At 65.5% G+C, this 25,906-nt stretch carries 23 protein-coding genes; 10 read left to right on the top strand and 13 right to left on the bottom strand.

Features of this window, described 5'->3' with window-relative positions; genetic code table 11:
* Positions 1-212 precede the first annotated feature (212 nt).
* From JUB13_RS27850 to JUB13_RS27840, 3 genes are all read right to left on the bottom strand, one after another.
* Positions 213-2,297, bottom strand: a complete 2,085-nt coding sequence (locus tag JUB13_RS27850; protein ID WP_207485198.1) for an ATP-binding protein — start codon at positions 2,295-2,297, stop codon at positions 213-215.
* A gap of 326 nt (positions 2,298-2,623) precedes the next feature.
* Positions 2,624-2,896, bottom strand: coding sequence for a response regulator (locus JUB13_RS27845; RefSeq protein WP_207485196.1), 273 nt, complete (start codon positions 2,894-2,896; stop codon positions 2,624-2,626).
* A gap of 206 nt (positions 2,897-3,102) precedes the next feature.
* Positions 3,103-3,792 (bottom strand): hypothetical protein, encoded by a 690-nt coding sequence (locus tag JUB13_RS27840; protein ID WP_207485194.1) that lies wholly within the window; start codon positions 3,790-3,792, stop codon positions 3,103-3,105.
* A gap of 617 nt (positions 3,793-4,409) precedes the next feature.
* On the opposite strand from JUB13_RS27840, the gene JUB13_RS27835 reads away from it, so the two are divergent.
* The 3 genes from JUB13_RS27835 (at position 4,410) to JUB13_RS27825 (ending at position 8,452) form a co-directional block, all read left to right on the top strand.
* Complete coding sequence (locus tag JUB13_RS27835; protein ID WP_211115663.1) at positions 4,410-6,470, top strand: acyl CoA:acetate/3-ketoacid CoA transferase; 2,061 nt, start codon at positions 4,410-4,412, stop codon at positions 6,468-6,470.
* Between the two features lie 31 nt (positions 6,471-6,501).
* Positions 6,502-6,963, top strand: coding sequence for a CBS domain-containing protein (locus JUB13_RS27830; protein ID WP_207485192.1), 462 nt, complete (start codon positions 6,502-6,504; stop codon positions 6,961-6,963).
* A gap of 97 nt (positions 6,964-7,060) precedes the next feature.
* Positions 7,061-8,452, top strand: a complete 1,392-nt coding sequence (locus JUB13_RS27825) for a GntP family permease (protein ID WP_207485189.1) — start codon at positions 7,061-7,063, stop codon at positions 8,450-8,452.
* On the opposite strand, the gene JUB13_RS27820 is transcribed toward JUB13_RS27825, so the two are convergent.
* Both JUB13_RS27820 and JUB13_RS27815 read right to left on the bottom strand, forming a co-directional pair.
* The gene (locus tag JUB13_RS27820; protein WP_207485187.1) at positions 8,431-8,571 is read right to left on the bottom strand and encodes a hypothetical protein; all 141 of its coding nucleotides are present in this window, start codon (positions 8,569-8,571) and stop codon (positions 8,431-8,433) included. The genes JUB13_RS27825 and JUB13_RS27820 overlap by 22 nt on opposite strands.
* A 778-nt stretch (positions 8,572-9,349) precedes the next feature.
* Positions 9,350-10,099, bottom strand: a complete 750-nt coding sequence (locus JUB13_RS27815; RefSeq protein WP_207485184.1) for an SDR family oxidoreductase — start codon at positions 10,097-10,099, stop codon at positions 9,350-9,352.
* 104 nt (positions 10,100-10,203) lie between these two features.
* Here JUB13_RS27815 and JUB13_RS27810 point away from each other — a divergent pair, with 104 nt between their 5' ends.
* Positions 10,204-11,115 (top strand): LysR family transcriptional regulator, encoded by a 912-nt coding sequence (locus JUB13_RS27810; RefSeq protein ID WP_207485181.1) that lies wholly within the window; start codon positions 10,204-10,206, stop codon positions 11,113-11,115.
* A gap of 1,142 nt (positions 11,116-12,257) precedes the next feature.
* Here JUB13_RS27810 and JUB13_RS27805 read toward each other — a convergent pair.
* The 5 genes from JUB13_RS27805 to JUB13_RS27785 all read right to left on the bottom strand — a co-directional run bounded on the left by JUB13_RS27805 (position 12,258) and on the right by JUB13_RS27785 (position 16,013).
* Positions 12,258-12,689 carry a DUF1772 domain-containing protein gene (locus tag JUB13_RS27805; protein WP_207485178.1) on the bottom strand — a complete coding sequence of 144 codons (432 nt, stop codon included), beginning with the start codon at positions 12,687-12,689 and terminating at the stop codon, positions 12,258-12,260.
* A 27-nt stretch (positions 12,690-12,716) separates the two neighbouring features.
* Complete coding sequence (locus JUB13_RS27800) at positions 12,717-13,181, bottom strand: MarR family winged helix-turn-helix transcriptional regulator (protein WP_207485176.1); 465 nt, start codon at positions 13,179-13,181, stop codon at positions 12,717-12,719.
* Between the two features lie 144 nt (positions 13,182-13,325).
* Positions 13,326-13,493 carry a hypothetical protein gene (locus JUB13_RS27795; RefSeq protein WP_207485174.1) on the bottom strand — a complete coding sequence of 56 codons (168 nt, stop codon included), beginning with the start codon at positions 13,491-13,493 and terminating at the stop codon, positions 13,326-13,328.
* 263 nt (positions 13,494-13,756) lie between these two features.
* Positions 13,757-14,584, bottom strand: coding sequence for a calcium-binding protein (locus tag JUB13_RS27790; protein WP_207485172.1), 828 nt, complete (start codon positions 14,582-14,584; stop codon positions 13,757-13,759).
* Positions 14,585-14,954: 370 nt separating this feature from the next.
* A complete protein-coding gene (locus tag JUB13_RS27785) occupies positions 14,955-16,013 on the bottom strand; it encodes a class I SAM-dependent methyltransferase (RefSeq protein WP_207485170.1) in 1,059 nt (352 codons plus the stop codon).
* Positions 16,014-16,140: 127 nt separating this feature from the next.
* On the opposite strand from JUB13_RS27785, the gene JUB13_RS27780 reads away from it, so the two are divergent.
* The 5 genes from JUB13_RS27780 to JUB13_RS27760 all read left to right on the top strand — a co-directional run bounded on the left by JUB13_RS27780 (position 16,141) and on the right by JUB13_RS27760 (position 21,840).
* Positions 16,141-17,172, top strand: a complete 1,032-nt coding sequence (locus tag JUB13_RS27780) for a GlxA family transcriptional regulator (protein ID WP_207485168.1) — start codon at positions 16,141-16,143, stop codon at positions 17,170-17,172.
* A 235-nt stretch (positions 17,173-17,407) separates the two neighbouring features.
* Positions 17,408-17,902 carry a GNAT family N-acetyltransferase gene (locus tag JUB13_RS27775; RefSeq protein WP_207485166.1) on the top strand — a complete coding sequence of 165 codons (495 nt, stop codon included), beginning with the start codon at positions 17,408-17,410 and terminating at the stop codon, positions 17,900-17,902.
* 419 nt (positions 17,903-18,321) lie between these two features.
* A complete protein-coding gene (locus JUB13_RS31905; RefSeq protein WP_207485164.1) occupies positions 18,322-18,750 on the top strand; it encodes a winged helix-turn-helix transcriptional regulator in 429 nt (142 codons plus the stop codon).
* A gap of 608 nt (positions 18,751-19,358) precedes the next feature.
* A complete protein-coding gene (locus JUB13_RS27765) occupies positions 19,359-20,774 on the top strand; it encodes an MFS transporter (protein WP_207485162.1) in 1,416 nt (471 codons plus the stop codon).
* A gap of 583 nt (positions 20,775-21,357) precedes the next feature.
* Positions 21,358-21,840 carry a GAF domain-containing protein gene (locus JUB13_RS27760; RefSeq protein WP_207485160.1) on the top strand — a complete coding sequence of 161 codons (483 nt, stop codon included), beginning with the start codon at positions 21,358-21,360 and terminating at the stop codon, positions 21,838-21,840.
* 372 nt (positions 21,841-22,212) lie between these two features.
* Here JUB13_RS27760 and JUB13_RS27755 read toward each other — a convergent pair whose 3' ends face one another.
* Both JUB13_RS27755 and JUB13_RS27750 read right to left on the bottom strand, forming a co-directional pair.
* Entirely contained in the window at positions 22,213-23,457 is a 1,245-nt protein-coding gene (locus JUB13_RS27755) for an MFS transporter (protein WP_207485158.1), read from the bottom strand.
* A 19-nt stretch (positions 23,458-23,476) separates the two neighbouring features.
* Positions 23,477-23,842, bottom strand: a complete 366-nt coding sequence (locus tag JUB13_RS27750) for a hypothetical protein (protein ID WP_207485156.1) — start codon at positions 23,840-23,842, stop codon at positions 23,477-23,479.
* Positions 23,843-23,979: 137 nt separating this feature from the next.
* Between JUB13_RS27750 and JUB13_RS27745 the strand changes: the two genes are divergently transcribed.
* Entirely contained in the window at positions 23,980-24,873 is an 894-nt protein-coding gene (locus tag JUB13_RS27745; protein ID WP_207485154.1) for a LysR family transcriptional regulator, read from the top strand.
* A 98-nt stretch (positions 24,874-24,971) separates the two neighbouring features.
* Here the strand turns inward: JUB13_RS27745 and JUB13_RS27740 are convergent.
* A partial coding sequence (locus JUB13_RS27740) for a serine hydrolase domain-containing protein (RefSeq protein WP_207485152.1) occupies positions 24,972-25,906 on the bottom strand: 935 nt, incomplete at its 5' end.

The raw sequence follows: 25,906 nt of genomic DNA, 5'->3' as shown, positions 1-25,906 counted from the left end.
TTCGTTCTGCTACCCTGCCGACATCTGGCGGTATCGCTGCAGCAGCAGGACCGAGGACGTCAGCATCACCGTGAGCACCACTCAGATAAGATCGTGATCATGGCCTGTCCGGGACCAGACGGCTGGGAGCACACGAAACGCGGGGGTTCAGGGAGTTGCACGGCAGAGGAGACGGCGGGCGAAAGATCCTACCGTCGACCGTGGCACCCGCGTCACGCTCTCGGAAACTGCACAATATTGCCTTGGCCGAGATCCGGCTGGCTACGTGAGCCGACCGATTGGAGGGCCGCCGTGAAGTCCTCGACTCCGAATGGCTTCGTCAGGATCGTAAAGCCACGACCTGCACCCACTGATAGTGCCTGGCTGTATCCCGTCATGAGCACGACGGGTAGGCTGGCATGGCGCTTCCGGATCTCCGAAGCGAGATCGAGGCCCGACATGCCGCTCCCCAGCATGATGTCGCTGAGCACAACGTCAACGCCTAGGCCGCCGTCGAGCATCGCGAGGGCCGCCGCCGCGCCCGTTACGACAGTCGGACGATAACCGGCTGTGTCCAGCATTGCCTCCAGGGCCTGCGCGACCTCTGCGTTATCCTCGACGACTAGAACCCGCGTACCGCCCACCGCTACCACGATTCCGGGATCCGACGCCGATGGCTCGGCGATGTTCGGGGAGCGTGGCAGGAAGAGGGTAAACGTCGCGCCGCGCCCAGGACCGCTGACCACGGTAACGGCGCCGCCCGATTGCTTCGCGAAGCCAAAAACTTGGCTCAACCCCAAACCGGTGCCTTTGCCAGCTGGCTTGGTCGTGAAGAAAGGTTCGAAGATCCGGCCGAGGACCTCGGCGGGAATGCCGTGACCTGTGTCCTGCACGTTCAGCGAAACGAATTCGCCGTGAAGTCCCGCATCGGCGCGCGTTCCGCGCATTACGACGTTCGTCGCGGTTACCAACAGGCTGCCACCGGAGGGCATGGCATCCCGGGCGTTGACCGCAAGATTGACCAATGCAGTCTCCAGTGCCTGCGGATCTGTGCGGACCGACCACAGGCTCTCCGGCAGCGCCAGTGAAACGTTGATGCCGGCGCCGACGGCCTGCCGCAGCAGATCCGCCCAGCCGCCTGCCCGTTGCCGAAGGTCCAGATCGACGGGGCGGTACTCGCTGCGCCGCGCGAAAGCCAGCAACTGGCGGGTCAGAGCGGCTCCCCGCTCGACCGCCGCGATCAAGCTGTCAGCGATCCGCTCTACCTGGGCTGCGTCGCCCTTTCGGCGCTTGATGAGATCGGCGCCGGCACGTGCAACCATGAGCAGGTTGTTGAAATCGTGCGCGACACCGCCCGTCAGCCGGCCCAAAGCCTCCAGCCGTTCGCTCTCCTCACGCGCCACGGCCTCGCGGCGCCGGTGGCGGAACTCGCGCACGAGCAGCCACATCATCGCAGCCACCATCGCCAGACTGACGGCGGCGCCTGTTCCCAGCAGCCATGCAGCGCGGACCAGTGGTGCCCTGTAGACGCCCCGCGGGATACCAACATGGACGGACCATCGCGTGCCAGGAAGGACCTTGAACACGCTGACTGTGCGAAGCCCCTCGATCGTCACACTCTCATGGATGCCTTCGTCGGCCCGATCCCGCGCTGCCCGGACACTGTCGCTCGCCGGTTCGCCGATCAACGTGGCGGGACCAACCGTGCGCGCTGCCAAATTGCCGTCGCCGTCGACCACTGCGCCAATCCAGGTCTGCGGCAGGCCAGCGGCGAACAGGATGTCCCGGACAGCATCCGGCATGACGACGGCCGACAGGACCAAGACGGGACGACCGTCCCTGATGACCGGGACACGGATGGCGAAGGCGGGCCGACCACGCGGCCCCCGTCGTACGGCACCGATAACGGCTTCCCGCCGCGCGACGGCCCGCACATGGCTGTCCAGATCGACGACCTTGCCGGTTGCGGTCGGCATGAGTTCCGGCGTCTCGACAAGCCGGTTTCCAGCATCGTCGCTCAACGCCACCACGCTCCACAGCGGCATCATGCGACGAACTCGGTCGGCGGCTTCGGTGAAAACCGTCCTGTCGACGGGGCCGTCCAGCAGCGGCGATTCCGCAAGTGCTCTCAGGAGGGTGATTTGGGTAGTCAGTTCGCGTGCGACGGCCGTAGCGATCCGATCGGTGCGTGCAAGGGCGTCCTGCTCCATGGCGGCGTGCTGTTGGCGCAACCATGCGGTACCGAGGCTTGCGGAGAGAATGACGAGGGGCAGCAATGCCGCCAAGGCGAGAAGCCAGGCCGGGCGCAGGAATTTCATCGGAGACTGCTCGCGGAAGGCCAGGCCAGGTTGCGAGCGATAATGGCATGAATGGCTAGCGGACCGCACCGGCATTGTCGCCGCGGCGAGCCTGTTTGACCGCTCGCGACCTCTGAGGACGCCAATCTCTCTGGCGACGTCCATTACCCATATCAAGGTGCGAGCCACAGCATCGTCGGCCCCCGGGGGCATGATGACATCCGGGTTCCGGACCGGCTTCGCGCGCCGAGACCCGGGGAAACCCTCGGCGGCCCTGATAGCGCTTTCGGACTGCATGCGGCGCGCCAGCCGCAGCGGAGGCCATGTTCAAGGGGGCGGGCTAATCGCTATCCAGCCAACAGGCCTTTGACATGTTCGACAAGTGCAGTCGGATCGACGGGCTTCTGGAGGAACACGGCGCCCTCGACCATCGAGATCCGCTCAAGGGTCTCCCGCTCGCGCGATCCGGACACAAAGATCAGCCCGCACCGGTGGTCCTTGCGCAGGCGCTCCGCAACACGGATGCCATCGGGTCCCGGACCCAGGCGGATATCGATGACCGCCACATACGGCCCGACAGCTTCCGCGATGACCAGTGCTTCCTCGGTGGCGTTCGCCACTCCGGAAATCGGTGTCCCTGCTCGCAGTCCGCAGATCGAGCCGCCTGAAGGGGGAGCGCGTCGAAGCACAGCCGTCGCGACCGCTCAGATCGAGGCCAGCGATCCAGCCAGGCAGGCGTTGCCGCGCATGAACATAGCCCGGTTTCGCCCGGCCCGCTTAGCCTCGTACAGCGCCTTGTCGGACGAAGCTGTTCGACCAAGGCGCCTCACGCACCGGTAGGCGTGGACGGCCGGGTTGTGCGTGAGTCCTGGCCCATCAAGCTCGGAAGTGGCTTGTATGTCTTGGGCTTGGGCTTCGGCGGAACATGGTCCTCGAAGCGGCCGAACTTAGGGTCGAACAGAACGTCGAACTCGCGCTCGCTGATCAGCCAGCCACGCGGGCAGCCGGCGCGGACGACCATGTCGTCATCGTCGTCGTCCGATAACGAGGCGGCTTCTGCCACGGCTTCGACAAGGCGGGGGCGCTTGCGCTCGACCTCGACTGCGACGGTGGTGCTGCGCGTGCTTTTGGCAGCGGGGCGGCGAGCCTCGGGCCGGACGGTGCGCACCGCGGCCTCCGTCGAATCCGCTACCGGCATGGCGACTGGCGGATTTGGCAGCGCGGGCTCGACGGTGCGTGTGCTGACGGGAGCGAAGGGATGCACCGTGCCGCCCGAATCTCCTTCCGTCGTCCGGACGCGACGGGCGCCCATGCCCGGCGGCTGAATGCCGAGACGCCGAATGCGGCCGACGATGTCGATCATTCCGAGACCGAGCGCCTGCGCGATTTCCGATGAGCTCTCGCCCGCGGCGTAGCGACGCGCGACCTCAGCGTCAATCTCCGCGTCCGACATCGCAAACGATGCCTGGATGAAGCCACGATCCTCTTGTGCCGAGATTTTTCGCGCTGCGGACATCTTGTCTCCCTCACGATCCGTGAGGGGTTCTTAACGCGCTATGGTTAACGGAAATAAAAGGACCGCGGTCCCAAACGGGCACGCAATGGAGGTAGGTGTTTTTACGGTTCGGCCGATGGCTTCGCGAATGGGATCTGCACTTTGCAGGTCGGGCTCTGGTGCTGCCCCGAACGGCACCTCGACGATACCTCCCGAACCACCGTACCTCGCGGCGTTGTCAACAAGGTCCGCCAGCGCCCCGCGCAGCGTGACTGGGGCGCCAGTGGCCTCGCGGCTTCGACATCGCCACGCCGAGGCTCAGCCCGCTGCATGACGGTGCACCGCTGACGGCCGCCGGCCTTCTATCCTGACTGCGGAGAGGCGCCTACGCGCGTGGGATCCGTGGGAAGGGCACTTCGAGGCGAGGCAGGTGCTCGGGCCGGAATTCCGTTGGGGAGATGCAACGCGCTGCGCCTCGGCCACTGCAACGGGAGCCGGTTGCCCCTGTTCACCATCTGCGAGGCGCCTGGAGCCGGATCCGGTCGGCCGTGCAGCCGATCGGTAACCGGCGCAAGGGCCACTGAAGTTCGAACAGCCGCGTCCTGTTACGTCCGATCGATTGCCATGGCGCCGTGGCCATGGCCCGCCTGGCGGTCAAAGTCGTCGAACCACATGTCCGAGGCGTCAATCGGCGCCGCCGAGCTTCACCTCGGACGTGGAGCTGGAAAGCGGGGAGGATTCGTCCATTGCCGGAACAGGAAGGTCATCCGCTGCTGAACGGCGGAAAGATTATCCCGAAGGACAAGATCGTCACTGCCGACGATGCCGTCCGTCTGATCCGCGACGGCGCCACCGTCGCGACAGGCGGCTTCGTGGGGATCGGCTTCGCTGAAGCCATCGCAGTGCGGATCGAGCGGCAATTTCTGGACACCGGCCGCCCCCGCGATCTGACCCTGATATACGCAGCGGGCCAGGGCGACGGCAAGGAAAGCGGTCTCAACCATCTCGGCCACAAGGGGCTGCTTGCTCGGGTGATAGGCGGACACTGGGGTCTTTGCCCGAAGCTGCAGCAGCTCGCCATCGACGGCGAGATCGAAGCCTACAACCTCCCGCAGGGCGTCATCAGCCACCTGTTCCGCGACATCGCGGCCGGCAAGCCCGGCACCATCACCCGGGTCGGCACGGACACCTTCGTCGATCCGCGCCATGGCGGCGGCAAGATCAATGCCCGCACGACCGCGGACATCGTGGAGACCGTCACGCTCGGAGGCGAGGAATACCTCTTCTACAAGGCACGCCCGATCGACGTGGCGATCCTGCGCGGCACCACGGCCGACCCGGACGGCAACATCACCATGGAAAGGGAAGCCCTGGTCCTGGAAGCTCTGGCGATCGCCACAGCGGCCCGGAACTCCGGCGGTGTTGTCATCGTGCAGGTCGAGCGGATCGCCGAGCCCGGCAGCCTCAACCCCAGGCTAGTCCGTATACCCGGGATCCTGGTCGATTGCGTCGTCGTGGCTCCGCCGGAGCAGCACTGGCAGACCTTCGGCACCGCCTACAACCCTGCCTTTAGCGGCGAGATCCGCGCGCCGATACGCAGCATCCCGCCGATGGAGATGGGGCCTCGCAAGATCATCGCTCGCCGCGCGGCCTTCGAATTGCGGCCCAACAGCGTGGTCAATCTCGGCATCGGCATGCCGGAAGGCATCGCGAACGTCGCCAACGAAGAGCGGATCCTCGAATACCTGACCCTGACGACCGAGCCCGGGACGATCGGCGGGATGCCGGCTGGCGGGCTCAATTTCGGCGCCGCGAGCAACATCCAGGCGCTCGTCGACCAGCCCGCGCAGTTCGATTTCTACGACGGCGGAGGGCTCGATGTGGCTTTCCTCGGCATGGCGCAGGTCGACCGCGAGGGCAATGTGAACGTGAGCAAGTTCGGCCGCAGGGTGGCGGGCGCCGGCGGCTTCATCAACATCAGCCAGAACGCCAAGAAGCTGGTGTTCCTCGGCACCTTCGAGGCACGCGGGGTTCCGAAGTTCCTCGAACGGGTCGAGCATCGCACCTTCAGCGGCCCCCTGGCGGTGCGCCGCGACCAGCCGGTGCTCTATGTCACGGACCGCTGCGTCTTCCGCCTGACTCCCGATGGGCTGGAACTGACCGAGGTGGCGCCAGGCATCGATGTCGAGCGCGACATCCTGGCTCAGATGGCCTTTGCGCCCGTCGTCACGCGCGACCCGGCGCCCATGGACCCGCGCATCTTCCAGCCCGGCCCGATGCAGTACCGCGAGGAGTGGCTGAGCCTGCCCCTGGAGTCCCGCCTGACCTTCGAACCGACGGAGAACCTGTTCTTCATCAACTTCGAAGGGTTCCAGATCCGCCGCCCCGAAGACATCGAACGCGTCCGTCGAGCGGTCGAGGAGCGCCTGGAACCGATCGGCCGCAAGGTTCTGGCGATCGTCAACTACGACAATTTCACAATCCTCCCCGAGCTGTTGGACGCGTACACCGACATGGTCAAGGGATTGGTCGACCGGTTCTACTCCGGCGTGACCCGCTACACCACGAGCGCGTTCCTGCACATGAAGTTCGGCGGCGCGCTCCAGCGGCGCGCCGTCTCTCCGCATATTTACGAGAGCCGCGAAGAGGCGGAGCGCTACCTGCGCGACCTCGGGCGCGATACCGAGGCCCCCTCGTGAACTCGCGGAAAAGCGATGAGGAGCAGTGATCATGGACCGGCTCGGAAAGACGGTTGCGGAACTGTTGGGCGATCGGCGCGCGGTGTTCCGGATCTCCCCGGAGGCAAGCGTCCTTTCAGCCCTGGAGAGCCTGGCGGAGAAGGACGTCGGCGCCTTGATCGTGTGTAACGGGGAACGGCTGGTCGGCATCGTCTCCGAACGCGATTGCGCCCGGAAGGTCGAGCTGCTGGGGCGGACGGCCCGGGGCACGGCGGTGAGCGAGATCATGACGACGGACGTGCTGTGCGTGACGCTTGCACATACGATCGAACGGTGCGTGGGGCTAATGGCAAGGGATCGGCTGCGGCACCTGCCCGTGCTCGAGGACGACCGCGTGGTCGGCGTACTGTCCAGTCGCGACGTCCTCGAGGAGATGATCTCCGAGGACCAGCATCTCATCCACGATCTCGAGACCGAGCGCCTGAGGATGACCACGAATACGGGCACTTATTAGCGCGCACCCTCGGGTCGAGGCGTCCGCTCCGGATGGGCCGCACAGACGGCCGGCCGTTCAAAAGAAAACCACCTGACAAGCCAACGGGGAGCTGCCCATGAGTTTTCTGATCGCCGTGGCGGCGCTGGTCTTCCTGATGTTTGTCGCTTATCGCGGCTTCAGTGTCATCCTATTCGCCCCCGTCGCCGCCCTGCTTGCCGTGCTGCTGACCGACCCGAGCGCGGTGCCGCCGATCTTCACCGGCCTGTTCATGGACAAGATGGTCGGCTTCGTGAAGCTCTACTTCCCGGTCTTCCTTCTTGGTGCCGTCTTCGGCAAGGTCATCGAACTATCAGGCTTCTCGAAATCCATTGTCGCCGCAGTGATCCGTATCGTCGGCCGCCAGCGCGCCATGCTGGCCATCGTGCTGGTCGGAGCCCTGCTGACCTATGGCGGCGTATCGCTGTTCGTTGTGGTCTTCGCGATCTATCCCTTTGCGGCCGAGATGTTCCGCCAGAGCGACATCCCCAAGCGCCTGATCCCCGGCACGATCGCGCTCGGCGCCTTCACCTTCACCATGGATTCCCTCCCCGGCACGCCTCAGATCCAAAACATCATTCCCACGACGTTCTTCAAGACCGACACTTGGGCCGCCCCGATCCTGGGCACGCTCGGCGCGGCCTTCATCCTCGTGGTCGGCCTCAGCTACCTGGAATGGCGCCGCCGGCAGGCCGCCGCGGCAGGCGAAGGCTATGGCGATGACCACATCAACGAGCCCGAACCCGTCGGGGAAAAGGGGCTCGCGCATCCCGCAATCGCCATCCTGCCGCTGATCGTGGTCGGCGTCATGAACAAGGTCTTCACGTCGCTCGTGGCGGGGATCTACGGGACCACCCATGAGGTCCGCCTGGAAGGCATGGCGAAGCCGCTGGTCACGGACGTCTCGTCGGTGGCGGCGATCTGGGCGGTCCAGGGTGCCCTGCTAGTGGGCATCTTGACCGTCCTGGCCTTCGCCTGGCGGCCCGTGACCCAGCGTTTCGCCGAGGGCACGAAGGCTGCGATCGGCGGTGCGCTCCTTGCCTCCATGAACACGGCGTCGGAATACGGCTTCGGAGCGGTCATCGCCGCCCTGCCGGGTTTCCTCGTGATCCGCGACGCGCTCCGGTCCATCCCGGACCCGCTGATCAACGAGGCGATCAGCGTGACCGCGCTTGCCGGCATAACAGGCTCGGCTTCTGGCGGCATGAGCATCGCGCTCGCCGCAATGGCGGACCAGTTCATCGAAGGGGCGAACGCTGCGGGCATTCCCCTGGAGGTCCTGCATCGGGTCGCGTCCATGGCGAGCGGTGGCATGGACACGCTGCCGCACAATGGCGCCGTGATCACGCTGCTCGCAGTTACCGGGCTGACGCACCGGCAGGCCTACGGCGACATCTTTGCCATCACCTGCACGAAAACGGCTGCGGTCTTCGTGGTGATCGGGGTCTACTACTTGACCGGCATCACCTGACCGCGCGCAAGACCCGTGAGTTCATCGAGATCGGCGATCGGTTGCGTGGCCTGCAACCAGAACCCAAGAGGACAATCCATGTCCGCTGCACAGGCGGTCGCATGCTTCAGAATGGACAAGTACGGATCTCCAGGCAGCGCCAAGGCACGGGCGGAAGCCGGCTCGGTGCACGCCGCTCCTGGACATCAAGCCGGACCGGCGCCAGCCGGGCGCTGCGCGCGGTTTGTCCCTGTCAATCAAGTATCCTGACGCTGGGCGAGCGACATTCAGCAGCGGCCTCCGGCATTCCACGTGATTTGGGCCCGAGCCGATGATTGCAGGCTGGTGCCAAAAAGCGTGAGCCGAGTCTCACTCAGTGCGAGCTCAGGTGACGCCTCCGCATCACGCATCTTGAGCCGGAAAGTGGCAATCAATTCGAGCCAGGCCACCGATGAGTGCGATCCGCTAGAAGTATCGGACACCTTCGGACTGGGCTGACGATCCCGGCGTGGATGCGATGCCGGGCTTTGACAGCCGTTCGCGGAACTAGACGTGATGGCGGTGAGGGTGGCGCAGGGCTGGTACTTCACCCGAAATGCCTGACTTGGCGCCATGGACTGAGCGCCTTTCTAAGCGTTCGACCCCGAACTTGCGGAAGTGCTGGCCAAGTGAAAAGTTTCGTGAAAGATATCGTTCTGCTCTTCGCCTGATGCGTCCAGGCAGAACAGGTAAAAGCCCTGGTCGTCTTCGTACTGCTCGATGCACCGGCATGACGGCGGGCCTGGCCACCGGTCCACCCGCAACGCCAAGCTCAGGACTCACAGCAGCCTCCCGACTCCCTCCAGGCGGGGCGTAGAGTTCCCAAGCGGCCGTGGATGATGATCCTCGCCCCGCGTTCCCGGCCGGGCCGCCCGTGCCTCAGCGCGGGTTGATGAGGTTGAACACAGCGTCGAAACGGGCGGTGGATTCCGCCGCCCGTTGCGGCTTCACCCGCTCTACCAGGATTTCGGCGGCGTCCGGGTTCGCGGCCAGCAGTGCCATGCTCTCGTGGATGAAGTCTGCGAGCGGCAGGGCGTGCGGGTTGTCGCGCTGGCCGGGCGTCAGATCGGTGGCGACCAGCGGCGGCACCCACTCGATGACCTGCACGGCCGTATCACGAAGCTGGTGGCGCAGGGACATGGTGTAGGAGTGGATCGCGGCCTTGGTGGCCGAGTAGGTGGGCGTGTCCGCGCGCGGTACGAAGGCCAGGCCGGAGGAGACATTCACCACTGTGGCTTTCGGCTGCGCCAGCAGGTGCGGCAGCAGGGCCAAGGTCAGTCGGATCGGACCCAGCAGGTTGGTGGTGATCGTGGCCTCTGCGGTGGCCAGGGCTTCCGGGTCGGTGAGCACATGCTCGAACCGCATGATGCCCGCGTTGTTGACCAGGACGTTGAGGCCCGGGTGCTCCGCCACCACGCGCGCGGCGAAGTCGCTGATGGCGGCAGCATCGTCGATGTCGAGCAGAGCGAGGTGCATGCCAGGATTGGCTGCCGCCACGGCCTCCAGCGGCCCGTTGCGGCGCCCGGCGACAATCACGGTGTTGCCTGCAGCGTGCAGGGCCTCGGCAAGGCCGCGGCCGATGCCGGTGCCGCCACCGGTGATGAGGACGGTGTTGCCGGTGATGTTCATGGCTGGCTCCAGGTTGGCCGAGGTCGATGGGTGATCTTGTGCCCTGGAAACGGCCGTTTGATAATCTGGACTTCACTTCCTGGACCGTGAAGGGAAACTCAACAATGGCGTCGCGCAACCTGGCCGAGTTGGACGCCTTCGCGGCCATTGCCAGAGCGCGGAGCTTCCGCAAGGCGGCTGCGGAACGCGGCGTCTCCGTCTCGGCGCTGAGCCTGACCATGCGGAACCTTGAGGAGCGCATGGGGGTGCGCCTGCTCCATCGCACCACCCGCAGCGTCTCGCCCACCGAGGCCGGGCAGCGGCTGCTGGAGCGGCTGCAGCCCGCCCTGGATGACATCGCCGCGGCCGTGGACATGGTGAACGACTTCCGCGATCGCCCCATCGGCACCGTCCGGATCAACGCGCCGATCCCCGCTCTGGAGATCTGCCTCGCGCCCCTGGTGCGTCCGTTCCTCGCGGCCAACCCGGATGTCTCGCTCGAGTTGGTGAGCGATGCCGCGCGCGTCGACATCGTGGAGGGCGGCTTCGATGCGGGCGTGCGCTTCGGCGAGGACCTGGCGCGGGACATGATCGCGGTGCCGCTGGGTGGCCCGCTGCGCTACCTCGTGGCCGGGGCGCCGGACTATCTGCGGCGGCATGGCACGCCGAAGCAGCCGGAGGACCTGCTGCGGCACCGATGCGTGCGGCACCGCTTCCCTGGCGGAAGCATTTTCCAATGGGAGTTCGAGAAGAACGGACGGGAGGTGACCATCACACCCGAGGGTCCGCTGACGGTGAACGATCCGCGCATGACCTTGCGCGCCGGGCTGGACGGCCTGGGCCTGATCCGTCTCCCAGAGGGCTATGTGCGACCTGGAATTGCGGCAGGTCACCTCGTGCCAGTGCTGGAGGACTGGTGTCCAAGTTTGCCGAGCTGGTTCCTGTACTATCCCAGTCGGCGCCAGATGTCCTCCGCCTTCCGGACCTTTCTCGACTTCGTCGGGCGGCATGGGCTTGTGCTGGCCAATTCGGAGTAAACCGCTCCTGCCCTCGGGGATAGCGGCTTGAATGCGTCTGGGTGGCGAAGGGAGAGCACCTCATCTGGAGCCAGATTGGTTGCCATTGACAGGTCGCCACAAGAAGGCCGAACAGAACCATCGCCTGATGAGGCGCCACGAGATGAGCGCTGCGCGAGATCCAGGGAGCCGAGGTGGATCCGGGCTGGATGGGCGGCTCAATCGCCGCCCAGAGGTCGTCTGGGAGGATTGGGGCCGCAGTCGCTCCAATAGCCCGAAAGCCGTGTTCGACGCCATGCGGGAGCTTTGGCCCCTGTTCGGCTGCCTGCTCTGCGTTGACCGCTTTCGGCGAGCCAGGGCCGAAGGGGATCAGCGCCGGATTGGCAGCATCTACGGCGATATAACCTGATCCCCGCGAGCAACGAGAGAGCCACGTCTCGTGGTACGCTGTTTCGGATGCCGACGCGGCGCGCCACTCGGGAGGGATGACGCTGCCGTGGCGTGGCTGCACAGCCACGGCCCCCCAGATCTCGGGTCGCCGGAAGGCATAGAGGTAAGTCGCGACAATTGGCAGCAGGGGGAACCCAATGCCCACCAGGATCATCAGGCTAATGGCCAAGACGATGGTGAAACCGACTGGGTCAGTGATCAGCGCCATCAGGGCCTCGGCGCCCTCCGCAAGTTGGCGATGCTCCTCGGGAGAGAGTTCGATCGTGGTCGGAGTCCCGAGCAGATAGCCGATCTTGGCGACGAAGACCGCCTTCCAGAAGGTTTGACCCAGAATCGGCCTCCGGTAGGCAAGGCCGTAGAAGCCCAGGAGGTTCAGGAGGAGGAACAGCCAGGCCAGTGCGGCCCAGAAGCCGGGTACGGCCCTGATCTCCGAACCCGAAGGACCGAGTGCGATCAGCCCTCCTGTTGGCAGGGCATAAGTCCAGAAGACCGTCTTCACGCGCGGCGCTCCACCGACGACACGCGAGATCATGCACGTCCTGGCCGGCCGACAGGTGAAGGCAATGTAGCATTGTGCAATGAGGAGCGCGCAGCCGTCTTGGCCCGGGAAAACCTGCCTGGTCTACGTGCAAGCAGGTCGGCTCGGTGTCATTGCCTCTGGCGACCGGCGTAAGGCTCGTTGATCCTTCGTTTGACCTCGCTGGATGGCGTGGTCACGAAGCCGACGCCCAGAGAAAAACCAGGGCCGCTGCGAAGCCTAGAGCGGTCCGGACCGCGTGGAGCGAGCCCCAGCGTTCGATCATGGAACGACTTTCGGGGCCGGCCATCACAGGGTTGATCCCCATCAGCCTGTGGTTCGTGGGCATGATGGCGAAGAGGGTGAAGGGCCAGTTGGCAACCATCAGCAGCCCACCGATGACCCATCCAACGTGGCCCGTCTGCCACCATGCCGCCAGCCCGAGTAGAAAGCCGATGACGGCCAGCGGCGCCTGCATGGCCGTGCCGCGCTTGTAAGCCGGTTTCCACTCGGTCAGCAGAGACTGGTTGTCCAACCGCAGGCGGGCGGGTTGCTCGACGAGGTTGATGTAAAGCGCAGCGCCCGTGAAGAGGGCGGCCGTAAGGAGCGCAAGTTGACCGACGAACATGCTGTCCTTTCTGGGCTTCGGGCCCCTCTAAACTTCATCGCCCTCTCCGCTCGCGGACTGGGAGTCAAGGCGCTGTCGCACGGTCCGGAGCAGCGCAGTAGCGGCCTCAATTTCGTTCGTGGCCACGCCGTCCCCGAGTGCCGCAGCCCAAGGCTGCTGACGCTCGGCCGCGGTATCGTAGAGAGCGCGCCCTCGCGCGGTCAGTGAAACGAGCTTGGCCCGCTGATGGTGCGGGTTCGGTTCAAAACGGAGGATGCCCTGAGCCTCCAACTCATTGGCAATGCGCTGCACGTTCTGCCGGGACAGGCCCATGTTCCGCGCGATGTGGGACACCGGCAGTGGAACCGGCGATAGAGCGATAGCCCCAAGGACCTGCCAGCGCGCGCTTGTAAGACCGAGGTCGCGGACGAGGGCATCACCTGCGGCGAGCAGGCGGCCGTTGAGGCGGAAGCTCTCCAGGATCAGCTCGGTGATGGCAGCGGCTCCCAGCATGTCCACACATCACCACATTGACATCATATTGTCAATATGAGGTGGCCAGCTGTCCACGATGACGATCAGGCGCTGTTCGTCGAGGGCATGCGCCGTGAGCAGGAAAACCCCGTCCCTTTTCCTTGAAGCCAGAAGCGGCCACGATCATGCAAACGGCGTGTAGGCAGGCTGCCAGCCGGCAGCCTGCCTGCTGCCTGCGGCTTCCATGTCCTCAGTCGTATTCTGCTCTCCTCGCTCGATGACCACAGAGCAGGCAGCAATCTCGCGGGTGCGGATCGTCGTGCCGAATGGCAGCGCCATGGAGATGGTCACCTGGAATCAGAACCGGATGGCGCGCGCTCGAGTCTCGGTCGCGCAGGGCTCTCGCCATGTCGGCATAAACCGCTGAGCTCGCAGGAAGAGCGACCTGCGCCAGGGACGCTCCCGAAGCCGGGTGGGCGAATGGTGCGGAGCCACGGTGGCGGGCGTTCCGATTGCTGTCGGGCCAACCGGCACCGGGGCATCCGCTCCGGATCGGTAGTGGCGAGCGGCTCGAAGCCTACGGCGGCTTTCGAACCGCTCGGGACAAGGGTGGATCAGAGGAAGAAGTCCGATCCCGAGATCGAGAGCGGCGTTTCCACGAAGATCTCGAACTCGGCCGCGCCGTCGCCGGTCGTGTTGAACTGGATCAGCTGGCCGTTGTTCTGCGCGATCGCGCGGACCTGGCCCTCATCGCTGAACCCCTTGGTGCCGATAAACGAGAAGGCCTGATTGCCCGAAAGGGCGGCGTTGGCGTCGAGCACGGAGACGTCGATCTTGTCGAGCCCCTTTTCGAGGTCCGTGATGACGTCGCGGCCGCTGGCGCCGACCCCGACGTCCTTGAGGAAGGAGAATTGGAATGTGTCGGCGCCGCTGCCCCCCGTCAGGTTGTCGCCTCCCTCGCCGCCGGCGATCTTGTCCGCTCCTGAACCGCCGTTGATGAAGTCCTTGTTGATCCCGCCCATGATGATGTCGCCGCCGCCACCGCCATTGAGGAAGTCGACCCCGCCATTGCCGATCAGGAAGTTGTTCTCCCCGTCGCCGGTGATCGTATCGGTGAGGTTGGTGCCCTGTACGTTTTCGATTTCGATCAACGTGTCGGTGCCGGTGCCGTCGTTGGCCGTGCCCTTCACGAGATCGACTGTCACGCCGTTGCTCTTGATGCTGCGGTAGTCGGCGGTGTCGACACCCTGATCGAGGATGGAGCCGCCGTCGAGAATGTCACTGCCGATGCCGCCGTCGAGGATGTCTCCGTCTTCACCGCCGAGGAGCGTGTCGTTGCCGCCGCCGCCGGACAGGACGTCGTCGCCACGGAGCCCCCTGATGGTGTCGGCACCAGAGGTGCCAGCAAGCGTCTCGCTGCGGTTGGAACCGTTGATGTCCATGATCGCGTGTCCTTTTGGATGGCCATGCCGCGTCCGTCCGCCGACCCACACCGATTGCGGGGCCGTCGTGGCGGTCTTGCCGGATGGCATGGCGCCGTGGAAATGGGGGACGATGCGGGAGCATCGTTGAAGGCGCGTCGGGGATCGGACGCCTGCACGCGCCTCGCTTCGGTAAGAGGCCGACCACGGCCGATTGCCGAAATGGTCGCCGGATTGGGCCCAAGTATTCCTACATGTCCGCTTCTCCTACATTCGGGTGACGCGCCATGGCGCCTGGGGCTGTCATGCCGGCGGACGTGCGACTTGGACACCGTGCCGGCCGCATGATCGCGACGTGATGGGTGTCACGGCCGCAGAGGCCTCGCCCGGCTCACCGACGGGCTTCGATGACCAGGTTGAACGGGCTTTCGGCGGCTCTCCGGAGCCGATGGAATCCCGCCTGGCGGAAGATCTCGGCGAGGCGCATCTCGCCGGCCTGGGCCCCCAGGACATGGGTTCCGTTCTCCGAGATCGCATGGGCGCAGCACATGGTGGTCGAGGCCGCGTAGTACAGTCGGCCCACCGGGTTGATATTGTTTTCGATCCGGTCGCCCGCGAAGGGCTCGATCAGCATCACCGTGCCGTCGGAAGCCAGCGTGCGGCCCGCGTGCTCGACGGCCGCAACCGGCCGACCCATATCGTGCAGGCTGTCGAAGAAGCAGATCAGGTCGTAGCGGCGGTCGGGATAGGCGTCGGCCCCGGCGACCTCGAAGCTGACCCGGTCGGCCACGCCGGCCTCGGCCGCGGTGCGGCGGGCGGCCGCGACCGATCCCTCGTGGACGTCGAAGCCCCAGAAGCGCGAGTTGGGGAAGGCCTTGGCCATCAGCACCGTAGAATGGCCATGTCCGCAGCCCACGTCGGCCACGGTGGCGCCCGCCTCCAACCGCTCGACCACGCCGTCGAGCGCGGGAAGCCAATCGCCGACCAGGCTGGCGCTGTAGGAGTTGCGGAAGAAGCCCGCGACACCGCAGAACAACCGCTCGTCATGCTCGCCCCAGGCGACGCCCTTCCCGGTGCGGACGGCCTCGAGTGTCTTCTCCTCGTCGGCCCACATCGAAGCCACGACCAGCCAGCCGTGCGGCAGGTAATACGGGCTCGTGTCCTCGGCCAGGACGACGGCCTGCTCGGGGGTCAGCTCGTAGGTCCGGCTGGTCGGATGATAGGCGACGTAGCCGCCGGCGACCTGGGAGTTCAGCCATTCCCGGACATAGCGCTCGGCGCAGCCAGCTCTGCGCGCGACCTCGGCGGAGCTCAGCGGACCCGCGCCGGCCATGGTCTTGTAGAGGCCCAGCTTGGCGCCGATGCTGACCATGACGCCGCCGTATCCCGCCGAGAGATCGGCGAACAGCCGACCGACGAGCGTCTCGAGTTCTTGTGGATTGACCTGCATCCGTGCCTCCCTGCATTCTCGAAAGACGCGCCATTGCGTCGTTTCGAGAGCGGAATGTGCGCGCAGCCGCTACCTGAGACGAGAGCGACAGCCGCCACGATCGGTCCATTTCCGCCACGGGGCCGTGATGACAGGGATCTCCAGACCGCTCCGCGTCAGCCTGTTGGCCTTTCCCGATGCCGGCCTTTCGACGCTGACCGGCATCTACGACGTCCTGAACGGGTTTCGCATGCTGGCGGGGGCGGACGAGGCGCTTCCCGTCGACCCGCCGTTCCACTTGGAGGTTGTCGGGGCCCGGCCGGGTCCGGTGGCCTTGGCGGGCGGCATGCCGCTCGTGGTCCAGCGCGCCGTTCACGATGTCGACATGACCGATATCGTGATCGCGCCGTCCGTGCTTGTCGGCGGGGCTGGCTGGCGGAGCGGACGCTACCCCGACTTGGTCGCCTGGGTCTCGCGCATGCATGAGGCCGGCGCCATCCTGTGCTCGGCCTGCTCGGGCGTCTTCCTGCTGGCCGAGACTGGACTGTTCGACGGCCAACCCGCGACCGTGCACTGGGGCTACGCCGAGCATTTCAGCCGAGCTTTCCCTCAGGTGCCGCTCCTGCCGGACCGCGTGCTGGTCGTGTCCGGCGAGCGCGAGGACCTGGTCACCTCGGGCGCCTCCATGACATGGCACGACCTCGTCCTCTATTTGATCGCACGTCATGTCGGAACCACGGCCGCCCAGGCGGTCGCCCGATACTTCGCGCTGCAATGGCATCATGAGGGACTTGCGCCCTACATCGTCTTCCGCGGACGCACGGACCACGGCGATGCCCTCATCAAGGACGCCCAGGCGTGGCTCGAGAAGCACTTCGCGGTGGCAAACCCGGTCGAGGAGATGGTGCGGCGCTCCGGCATGGCCGAGCGCACCTTCAGCCGGCGATTCACCGCAGCCACGGGCCTGTCGCCGCTGGACTACGCGCAGCGCCTGCGGGTCGAGGATGCGAAGCGCCGCCTGGAACGGACGGAGGTGTCGGTCGACGAGATCAGCTGGCAGGTCGGCTACGAGGACCCCGCCTTCTTCCGCCGCCTGTTCAAGCGCACGACCGGGCTGGCCCCGGGTGCCTATCGGCGCAAGTTCCGCGTGCCCTCCTTCGCCAGCGGCCCCCAGGCATGACGGTGTCGCGGCGATCCGATCGCCGACCGGCTCGCATGGCAGGACGACGACAAGAGAACTGTACAGCTTCACGCTGACTTCGACAGGTCGGGAACTTGCCGTTGCCGCGGTGGCAAGCGCGCGAAGTTGCGCGCTCGACCGCATCGTCGGCCAATGAGCGGACACGTGGGATTGCGGCGCCGGTCACGGCTGCGGCGAAAAGCGCTCGGGAACATCGAAGGAGGGGACGCTTGCGATGGCATGCAATCCGACCATCCGGCCCTTCGACCCCGGGGTCCTCCCCGCGCTCCAGCGCATTCGCCGGGCCGCGTTCGAGCCGGTGTTCCGGTCATTCCGCGAGATCGTGGGCGCGGAGATCGCCACCGTTGCCTTCGCCCATGCCGATTCCGAGCAGGCAAAGTTCCTGGACGACATCTGCGCGGACGGATCCGGCCATCATGTGATGGTCGTCATGCTCGGTGAGGACATCGTTGGCTTCGTGTCATTCACCATCCACGCCGACATGCGCATAGGTGAGATCGGCCTGAACGCCGTGCATCCGGATCATGCAGGCCAAGGTATCGGGACGTGGATGTACGGGCGCGTCCTGACGCACATGAAGGACCTCGGAGCCGTGCTCGCAACGGTCAGCACGGGCGGAGATCCGAGCCACGCCCCTGCACGACGCGCTTATGAGAAGGCCGGCTTCGGACCGGCGATCCCGTCCGTAGCCCTTTACAGGCTTCTCTGAACGCTGATGCCGTGGACCCCGCCGTTTCCGCCAACGCCGGCCGGCCACAGGGTCTGCCTGCCAACTCGGACCAAGTCCAAGAAGCGAAGCTGACGCCTCTGCGCCACGGGACGTTTCCTGGTTCGTTCTGAGGCGGGCGACCTTAGGCGCGGTTGTCAGAACCCGAGAGCCTATAGCAATCCGGTGACGGTCAGCCGGTTCCGGTGCCTTTGGCACGGGAGTAAACATGGGACCGACGGCGGCGGAGCTTGTGGCGGGGATTATTGACCGGACCGGGGATCGGCCTCCCGGCCCCGGACGTCCGCCCGTGCCGACGGTGGAGGTCGTCGAGACGCTACGGTTCTTCCTGCGGGAGGGCGTTCAATGTGGATTCGGGTCCCTCTTGTAACCAAGATCCACCTGCTCCAAGGTTTTGAGTTATGAGCACCGCCAATCCCGCTGCCGACCCACCATCCTGCTGCGATGATGCTGACTATGATGTCCGTCAGTGGGACGTGCGCGAAGGCTGCGAGGTTCGCCAAATTCTCGACCGCATTGCCGACAAGTGGTCACTCTTGGTGATTTCACTGCTGGAGCGCCGCAAGCTCCGCTTCACCGAACTCAAGACCAGCATCGACGGCGTAAGTCAGCGGATGCTGACCACGACACTTCGCCAGCTCGAGCGTGACGGGATCGTCAAACGCACGGTCTATCCAGTCGTACCTCCGCGCGTGGAGTACGAGCTGACGGACCTCGGGTGTAGCCTGCACAAGACGATTCGGGCGCTGGTGGTATGGACCGAGAAGAACCAGGCCGCTATCGCCGCCGCACGACGCCGCTACGATGCTCTCGAAGGCACGCCGGACTAACTGACCGAACCAATCTCTCAAGACGTGCGGAGAGAAGCGCTTCCAACAGGGATCCGGCAAAGGCCGCGTTGCCATGTACGGCTCGATGGCACCGCGGTTCAGCGCTTGCATGCAGCGGACGTCCAACCTCCAACACTCTTCCCCTTCCCCGCCTTGAGGCACAGGCCCGTATTGCAACGATCGGGTTTCCGGCAGGTGAGCAAGTTGATGGCGTTGCCGGTGTACGGCCTATCTCGAGCTGAAACAAATCGAGCGCGGGAAAAAGTCAGAGTCCCCGCTTTTCATCCACAATGATGAGATAAGGGCACTACCAGAGATGCCCAGGCTTCCGCCGGCGGGGTCAACGTGCGCGTCCAAGGTGACTGAGGTCGCGTCCGTTAGACGCCATTTCGCTGTCTGCGTCCAACGCGCCATCTGTCTTCCTCATCCGGACCAACCCGGCGGGCACGCCACTTTGCACCGCGACCAGCTATGGTGCAGACCATCTCACTCGGTGAACTGAAAGTGCCTACTTCCCGCCGCGGCAGAACCGTCTCAGCATTTTGGTTACGAAAGGGAACTGAATGCGGAAAGCGCACTCCCGCTCATATCCATGCAGGAGGAGATCCATGCGGCTTGCTGACACGTCGCCATCCCAAGACATCTCTCCGACGCGGGCCGCCGGTGCGCTCGTCGTGCTGTGTGGTGCCATCTTTTTGGAAGGCATCGATGTGGCCATGCTGAACGTTGCCCTGCCGGCGATCCGCGCGGAGCTCGGGATGCCAACCACAGCCCTCAGCGCCGTCGTCAGCGCTTACGTCCTCGGCTATGCCGGCTTTATGCTGCTCGGCGGTCGCGCAGCTGACCTGTTCGGCAAGCGCCGAGTATTTCTCGCGGCGCTCGCCGTCTTCGTCGCCTTCTCAGGGCTCGGCGGCCTGGCGGCCGATGCGTGGATGCTGCTCGCAGCCCGCTTCGTCACTGGAATCGCTGCAGCCTTCATGACGCCTGCCGGCCTGGCCCTCATTACAACGACATTCCCCGAGGGGCCACGGCGCAACCGCGCGGTTCTCGTGTACGCTGGCACCGCAGCAGCCGGTTTTTCACTTGGGCTCGTCGCTGGCGGATTTTTGGCCGCAATCGAGTGGCGGCTCGTCTTCTTTGCGCCCGTGGTGCTTGCCACTCTAATCCTCGTCCTGACACCCGTGTTCGTGCCGGAGGACAGCGACCGCCGCGATATGCCGTTCGATATTCCAGGTGCCCTCACGCTTACCTCGGCCATGCTGCTCGCGGCCTATGGCGTGACGAGGCTCGAGCGGCCAACCGAGGGTGCCATGACGACGCTCGCCGTCTTCGCCGCTGCCGCCGGCATGGGGCTTGCCTTCGTCGCCGTCGAGAGCCGATCGCGCGCCCCTCTGGTCCGCTTCGGTATGCTGAGCTCTGCTGCATTGTTGCGCACCAACGCCATCGCTTTGCTTTTTGCGGGCTCCTTTTTCAGCTTCCAGTTCTTGGTTTCGCTCTACCTTCAGGAACTGCTGGGCTGGACGGCCTTGCAGACCAGCCTCGCCTTGCTGGCGGTAGCCGTCGATGCAGTCCTTGCTCCGACCGTGACGCCGTGGTTCGTGAACCGCTATGGTACCCTGCGCGTGATCGTCGGCGGCCTGGCTCTGGCTACCCTGGCTTATGCTCTGTTTCTACGGGTCGACCTGGACTGGACCTACGCCGCGCTCTTCCCGACGATGATTCTCCTGGGCCTCGCCTTTGCGCTCGCCTACGGTCCGATGACGATCCTTGCCACCAACGGCATTGCTCCGGAGGAGCAGGGCCTCGCGAGCGGTCTCTTCAATACCGCCTTCCAGTTTGGTGCTGGGCTCGGCCTATCGGCGGCGGCGGCTGTTAGTACGCTGGCGCTAGGCGACGCGCTGTCCCCAGAGGCGAGACTTGCGGCGCTGCGTCTGGCGCTGCTGATTCCCGTTGCAGCGACCGCCTTGGCCTTCCTTATAGCCTCAAGGGGTCTTCGCGCTGCGCGGCCCGCCATGGCCAGCTGACTCATGCCTTGGCGCGCAAACCCGGAACATATCGGGGAAGCGACCTCCCGTCCGGTTAGGGTGCCAGCTGGGCCGCTCTCGCGGACATGCACCTGATCAGGGCCTCATCGACCCTACCCTGCTCGTGATCCTGCGTTTGGACGGAGCTCTCCGGGGATCGCAGCCCGAAGTTGATTGGAGCCACGTTGTGCCGTGCCACGCGTCCATTTTGATGCGTCTTCTAGAGGAGGGAATGCCGGCCCCTACTCCAGGGAACATGCAGTATCCGCATTGCGTGACCGGCGTCCTACCAAGCGATGCCCCCGAGACCAGCAGGTGGACGCTGTCTTTATGCTACGTTCTTTCTCTTGGTGTAAGGGTCGTCTAACAGGTCAGGCTTCTGGAAAGCGGCTGCGCATCAGTCCATGCAAAGCCTGACCATTCGACTATGCCAGCTTGTGCTGTCCCATCGATGCCGGAGTTGCGGAACCGGCTCAGGAGCATGCCTGCTTCGCTCATCGAGCTCTCTCGTCATCCCGAACTATGAGGCATGCTTGCTCGGTGTGAAGCGACGCTATCGTGACCGCTGCGCTCGGGGGTTTCCATGTTGGACCTAGCTGCCGCATCCGCCACAAAAGCTGAGATCTATGAGGAGATTGCCGACCGGCTTTATCGCCTTGTCGAGGGGCGGGATCCGATTGCCAACACCGCCAATGCGGCCGCCCTGATCTGGCAACTTTTGCCCGACCTGAACTGGGCCGGATTCTATCTGGCCAAGGGCGGCGAGCTGGTGCTCGGTCCATTCCAGGGCAAACCTGCATCCCCGCAGATCGCCATTGGCCGCGGAGTGTGCGGAGCCGCAGCGCTGTGGCGAAGAACGGTGTTGGTACCGGATGTCAACAATTTTCCAGGACACATCTCGTGTGACGCAGCGTCATGGTCCGAACTTGCCGTGCCCTTGCTCCGCGGCGACTCCGTCGTCGGGGTGATGGACCTCGACAGTGCCTCCCCCGCCCGCTTCGACGACCGCGATCGACACGGGTGCGAGATTTTGGCCGAAATCCTCGTTGCTGGTACGGATTTTTAGGATCGGTTAGACCGATCGAAGCGTATTCGGCTTTCTGGTAGAGGATGCCCACGCCCGGTCGCAGCTCTTCGGGTTGTGGCGGCACGTGACCGGGACACAGTTCGTCAGCCAGCGGAGTACCTTGACCCGAGCCTCCGGAGCTAATGCTTAGAGAAACCGCATGGACCGCCCACGGCATGCCGCGAGCTCGTGCCGCTGATAGAAGCAGGGCGGATCGCACCCGCATTCGGCGGGCGCCAATCTCCTTGAATGCCATCGCGAGCGCCCGGCCCGCAGCAGCGGACCGGGGTTCATGAATGATCTCGGTCTCGACGATGGGACCTTTGCTGCGGTTCACCGTGCTGGGAAGCTCCGCGTCGCACGTTCTGTCACTTACTGTTTGCTTGAAGGTCCTAGTCGGACCGAAGCGCCATGGGGCCTGGAGCGCTCCGGGCCACACTGCCGACGTTCGGTCGGATCACGGGCGCAGGCGAGCAATGCCAGGATGCCGAACGTGGCGCCCGCCATGCAGACTGCGCCCCATCCGCCTGCGGCAAGGACGGCTCCGGAGAGCGCTGCCCCGACTGCACTTCCGACGAAGAAGAGCCCCGTGTAGAGGCCGTTGAGGCGACCGCGCGCCTCCGGCCTTATCAGGTTGACGGCGCGCCGACCGAGCGTCTGGTCAGCTATCACGCAGAAGTCGAGCAGGACGGCGCTCGCGCACAAGAGGCCCAGCATCGCGCCCGGCCACATATCGGTTTGGCCGGCCTCCACGAATCCTGCCGCCCCGGCCAGCAGACACGCCACAACCACGCCGCAGCAGGCGAGGGCCTGGATAACGCGCCCGCGACCGCGATCCCCGGCCAGCCCAGCCAGAGGGGCTGCAACAGCCCCGGCTGCCCCCGCCAGGGAGAAACCGGCGATGCCCGTGGGGGTCAGCACGAACGGCTCCCCGGCCAGCCGCAGTGCCACGCTTGTCCAGAACATGTTGAATGCTGCCATGCAGGCCCCCTGGCGTAGCGCCGATCGGCGCAGCACGGGCTCCTCGCGCACCAGCGTCCACAGCGAGGCGAAGAGGTCAGAAAGGCGCACGCCGCCTTCGGGGCGCCGCTCGGGTGCGCACAGAACGAGGGCGAGAAGGGCCGATGCCGACGCCGTGGCCGCCACGACATAGAAGGCGCGCCAACCTAACGCCCCACCGACAAAGCTCGCGAGCGGACGCGACAGGAGGATGCCGACCATTAGTCCGCCCATCACATTCCCGATCACTTGCCCTCGCCGGCTTTCCACGCAGAGCGAGGCGACCAGCAGCACCAGGATCTGGATCGCGCTTGACGTGGCTCCGGCAGCGAAGCTCGCGCCGACGAGCCATGCATAGGTCGGCGCCGCAGCGCACAGCAGCAGGGAGGCGATGTTGACGGACAGCGTCACAACGGCCAGGCGGCGGTTCTCAAGGCGGTCAGCGAGCGGGACGATGGCCAGTAGCCCGGTGCCGTAACCGAGCAGCGTTGCCGAGGTGACGTAGCCCGTCGCTGCGTCATTCAGCGCGAAGGCAGCAGCAATCATGCCGACCAGGGGCTGGCTGGCGTATAGGTTCAGCACAACAAGCGCCACTATCGCGCCGAACAGCGCCTGCATGCGTGGCGACGGCGCCCCCTCAGCCATGAGCGCTGCTCCCGAGCACTGCCGCCTGATACCGCTCCAGGCGCTCGAGCGCACCAAAGGAGCCGAGGTGATAGCCTCGGCGCCACCACTCTGCGATCCGTCGAAACAGCCGGCCGGTGCGGATCCTCAGCTCGACGGCCCAGCCCGAGACCGCGGCCGGGCCCGTCTCCTGCCACGCAGCCGCGAGCCCATCGCCGTAGCGGTGGATCACACGCTGACGGAGGTCGACCTGGACGCGGGCGGATCCCCAATTTGCGTCGATCAGTGCAAGGTCGCCGCAGACGAGCGCGGGGTAGAACTCGGCAAGGGCCCCGATCAGCTTCATGCGATCAGCGGAATCCTTGCTGGTCGTGACCATGGTCGACGCATCTGTTCCTTGGCTCGGCAATGTCAAGCTCCGTCGCGCGGTTCGGACGGCGCAAAGATGGAGCTCAGCAGCAAACGTGATAATGAGTTAGCATTGAGAAACATTCTCCAACCACGTTGGAAAATGCGATGATCTCGCTCGTCGACTACCGGACCTTCGTTGCCATCGTGGACGAAGGCCACCTGACGGCGGCGGCACGCCGGCTTGGGCGGTCGGTCCAGGCGGTCAGCCGCTCGCTCGCCCTGCTGGAGAAGGATCTCGGCGTCACCCTGATCCGGCGGACCACGCGACGCCTGCAACCGACAGCGGCGGGCCTAGCCTTCCATGCGCGCATCTGCGCGGCACTCGCCGACATCGAGAGCGCGCGCCAGGAGGCTGCCTCGACCGAGGGTGAGATCGCCGGGTCGCTGCGCGTCGGGGCCTCAACCCTGTTCGCGCCGGCATTTATCACTCCGATCGCCGCTGCCTTCATGAACCGGTACCCAGCCGTGCGGATCGAACTCGACCTGGCCGACGACTATGTCGACCTGATCGCGGCAAGCCTCGACCTGGCGGTGCGGATCGGCGATCTGCCCGACAGCCGCCTCGTCGCCCGCAAGCTGGGCGACCTACGCCGGGTCGTCTTTGCGGCACCGGGGTATCTCGCCAGGCACGGAAGGCCGGAAGAACCTTCCGATCTCAAGCGGCACGACTGCGTGGTGCGTACCGCCGCTCAGGCCCCATGTTCTTGGCGGTTCAGAGTGGGCGGGGACACGCTCGCGGTGGAGATCGACGGCCGCTTCCGCTCTTCTGGCGCAGCGGTCTGTAATGAGGCGGTCGCCCTCGGTCTCGGGATCGGGTATGCCCCGCTCTGGCAGGTCAGGCCCCTGCTCGATGCGGGCCGTGTCGAGCTCCTCCTGTCCGACTACGAGGCGGAGCCGACCCCGGTCCATGTTGTCTGGCCAGCTGTCCCTGTCCTTCCGGCCCGAACCCGCGCCTTCGCTGACATTCTCGCTGCTAGGCTGGCCGTCGAAAGGATCTGAGATACCCCAGACCCCTCGCCTGCAACGACGGCCAGCGGCGGCTCCCACATCCTGTGCGGCGAGTGCCAGCAATCCGTTACGCCACTTTGGAGCGGGACCTAACGGGCGGACATGCCGGCCCCCGGCTTTCGGTAGACGGCATCCCTTATCTCCACGGGAAAGGTGCCGCCGCCCGACATCCCCTCAAACGCCGTGTTCGTCAGGGCGACGACGCTGAGTCTTTCGACGGGGTCGACGAACCAGCTGTGTCCGTAGGCGCCACCCCACTGGATGGTTCCCTTCGACTGCGGCGTGCGCGATGACGCAGGATCCACCAGGACCGCCCAGCCATATCCGAAGCCCCAGCCGGGCCCTTGGGTCTGGGCTTGCATCCCAACCTGGTCGGCCATCATCGCCTCTACCGTCGACCGTGCCAGGATCGGTGCGCCGCCCGTTCGGATCGCCTCCAGGAACTTCAGGACGTCCCCGGCCGTCCCGACCATGCCGGCCCCGCCGGAGGGATAGGATCGCGGATCAAGGATGCGGCTCGGCGCGAAACGGGCCACTCTGCCGTGGACTGGAACGCCGATGCCATCGTGCATGCGCACGGGCTCCGGCTTGCCGTCGGCATAGGGGGTCACCAAGCGCCCGGGATCGGCAACGGTGAACCCGGTATCGGGCATGTCGAGCGGTCCTGTCACTGTATCGCGGACGAGCTGGGCGAGCCCTGTGCCGGCAGCCCGCTCCATGACAGCGCCCAGCACGTCCGTGCCGAGCGAGTAGCGCCATGACGTGCCGGCCGGAAAGGCAAGAGGAGCCTGCGCCAGGCGGCGGAGGTTCTCCTCAAGACTCATGCCCGGTTCAGCCAATCCATCCGAGATGCCGAGGACGTGGTACGCACCTTCTGGCGGTTCTTGGAAGCCGTAGCCGAGACCGGCGGTGTGTGTCAGCAGGTGCGTCACGGCGATAACCGGTTCGGTACCGTCTGAGAGTCGCGGTCGAAACTCCGGCAGCCACCGGGTCACCGGGTCCTCCAGGCGGAGCCGGCCGGTCT

This window comes from Arenibaculum pallidiluteum (assembly GCF_017355985.1).
In the GTDB taxonomy this organism is placed as follows: domain Bacteria; phylum Pseudomonadota; class Alphaproteobacteria; order Azospirillales; family Azospirillaceae; genus Arenibaculum; species Arenibaculum pallidiluteum.
This window is presented reverse-complemented; position numbering and strand designations above follow the sequence as displayed.

Excerpts from the sequence above, each read along its gene's own strand:
- JUB13_RS27850 (WP_207485198.1), bottom strand. The coding sequence starts at position 2,297 with ATGAAATTCCTGCGCCCGGCCTGGCTTCTCGCCTTGGCGGCATTGCTG.
- JUB13_RS27840 (WP_207485194.1), bottom strand. The coding sequence starts at position 3,792 with ATGTCCGCAGCGCGAAAAATCTCGGCACAAGAGGATCGTGGCTTCATC.
- JUB13_RS27835 (WP_211115663.1), top strand. The coding sequence starts at position 4,410 with ATGGCCCGCCTGGCGGTCAAAGTCGTCGAACCACATGTCCGAGGCGTC.
- JUB13_RS27830 (WP_207485192.1), top strand. The coding sequence starts at position 6,502 with ATGGACCGGCTCGGAAAGACGGTTGCGGAACTGTTGGGCGATCGGCGC.
- JUB13_RS27825 (WP_207485189.1), top strand. The coding sequence starts at position 7,061 with ATGAGTTTTCTGATCGCCGTGGCGGCGCTGGTCTTCCTGATGTTTGTC.
- JUB13_RS27815 (WP_207485184.1), bottom strand. The coding sequence starts at position 10,099 with ATGAACATCACCGGCAACACCGTCCTCATCACCGGTGGCGGCACCGGC.
- JUB13_RS27810 (WP_207485181.1), top strand. The coding sequence starts at position 10,204 with ATGGCGTCGCGCAACCTGGCCGAGTTGGACGCCTTCGCGGCCATTGCC.
- JUB13_RS27805 (WP_207485178.1), bottom strand. The coding sequence starts at position 12,689 with ATGTTCGTCGGTCAACTTGCGCTCCTTACGGCCGCCCTCTTCACGGGC.
- JUB13_RS27800 (WP_207485176.1), bottom strand. The coding sequence starts at position 13,181 with ATGCTGGGAGCCGCTGCCATCACCGAGCTGATCCTGGAGAGCTTCCGC.
- JUB13_RS27790 (WP_207485172.1), bottom strand. The coding sequence starts at position 14,584 with ATGGACATCAACGGTTCCAACCGCAGCGAGACGCTTGCTGGCACCTCT.
- JUB13_RS27785 (WP_207485170.1), bottom strand. The coding sequence starts at position 16,013 with ATGCAGGTCAATCCACAAGAACTCGAGACGCTCGTCGGTCGGCTGTTC.
- JUB13_RS27780 (WP_207485168.1), top strand. The coding sequence starts at position 16,141 with ATGACAGGGATCTCCAGACCGCTCCGCGTCAGCCTGTTGGCCTTTCCC.
- JUB13_RS27775 (WP_207485166.1), top strand. The coding sequence starts at position 17,408 with ATGGCATGCAATCCGACCATCCGGCCCTTCGACCCCGGGGTCCTCCCC.
- JUB13_RS31905 (WP_207485164.1), top strand. The coding sequence starts at position 18,322 with ATGAGCACCGCCAATCCCGCTGCCGACCCACCATCCTGCTGCGATGAT.
- JUB13_RS27765 (WP_207485162.1), top strand. The coding sequence starts at position 19,359 with ATGCGGCTTGCTGACACGTCGCCATCCCAAGACATCTCTCCGACGCGG.
- JUB13_RS27760 (WP_207485160.1), top strand. The coding sequence starts at position 21,358 with ATGTTGGACCTAGCTGCCGCATCCGCCACAAAAGCTGAGATCTATGAG.
- JUB13_RS27755 (WP_207485158.1), bottom strand. The coding sequence starts at position 23,457 with ATGCAGGCGCTGTTCGGCGCGATAGTGGCGCTTGTTGTGCTGAACCTA.
- JUB13_RS27750 (WP_207485156.1), bottom strand. The coding sequence starts at position 23,842 with ATGGTCACGACCAGCAAGGATTCCGCTGATCGCATGAAGCTGATCGGG.
- JUB13_RS27745 (WP_207485154.1), top strand. The coding sequence starts at position 23,980 with ATGATCTCGCTCGTCGACTACCGGACCTTCGTTGCCATCGTGGACGAA.